Source organism: Citrobacter sp. S-77 (assembly GCF_963864895.1).
In the GTDB taxonomy this organism is placed as follows: Bacteria; Pseudomonadota; Gammaproteobacteria; order Enterobacterales; family Enterobacteriaceae; genus Citrobacter; species Citrobacter murliniae.
The window spans coordinates 1-835 of record NZ_CAWLWU010000013.1 but is presented as its reverse complement, the minus strand read 5'-3'; the positions used below and the strand labels follow the sequence as shown (position 1 = coordinate 835).

The window sequence follows — 835 nt, the reverse complement described above, 5'->3', positions numbered from 1 at the left end:
CACGAAGGTTAGCTAATCCTGGTCGGACATCAGGAGGTTAGTGCAAAGGCATAAGCTAGCTTGACTGCGAGAGTGACGGCTCGAGCAGGTGCGAAAGCAGGTCTTAGTGATCCGGTGGTTCTGAATGGAAGGGCCATCGCTCAACGGATAAAAGGTACTCCGGGGATAACAGGCTGATACCGCCCAAGAGTTCATATCGACGGCGGTGTTTGGCACCTCGATGTCGGCTCATCACATCCTGGGGCTGAAGTAGGTCCCAAGGGTATGGCTGTTCGCCATTTAAAGTGGTACGCGAGCTGGGTTTAGAACGTCGTGAGACAGTTCGGTCCCTATCTGCCGTGGGCGCTGGAGAATTGAGGGGGGCTGCTCCTAGTACGAGAGGACCGGAGTGGACGCATCACTGGTGTTCGGGTTGTCATGCCAATGGCATTGCCCGGTAGCTAAATGCGGAAGAGATAAGTGCTGAAAGCATCTAAGCACGAAACTTGCCCCGAGATGAGTTCTCCCTGACTCTTTAAGAGTCCTGAAGGAACGTTGAAGACGACGACGTTGATAGGTCGGGTGTGTAAGTGTAGCGATACATTGAGCTAACCGATACTAATGAACCGTGAGGCTTAACCTTACAACGCCGAAGCTGTTTTGGCGAAGAGACGGAATTTCAGCTTGATACAGATTAAATTGACATGCGAAAGCGTGTTGATAAACAGAATTTGCCTGGCGGCTGTAGCGCGGTGGTCCCACCTGACCCCATGCCGAACTCAGAAGTGAAACGCCGTAGCGCCGATGGTAGTGTGGGGTCTCCCCATGCGAGAGTAGGGAACTGCCAGGCATCAAA

The 835-nt window shown here is 52.9% G+C and carries 2 rRNA genes; both read left to right on the top strand.

What is annotated here, in order from left to right:
• Positions 1-622 (top strand): 23S ribosomal RNA (locus tag AACS05_RS24795); the annotation flags it as partial.
• A gap of 91 nt (positions 623-713) precedes the next feature.
• A 5S ribosomal RNA gene (gene rrf, locus AACS05_RS24790) occupies positions 714-829 on the top strand.
• Positions 830-835 lie beyond the last annotated feature (6 nt).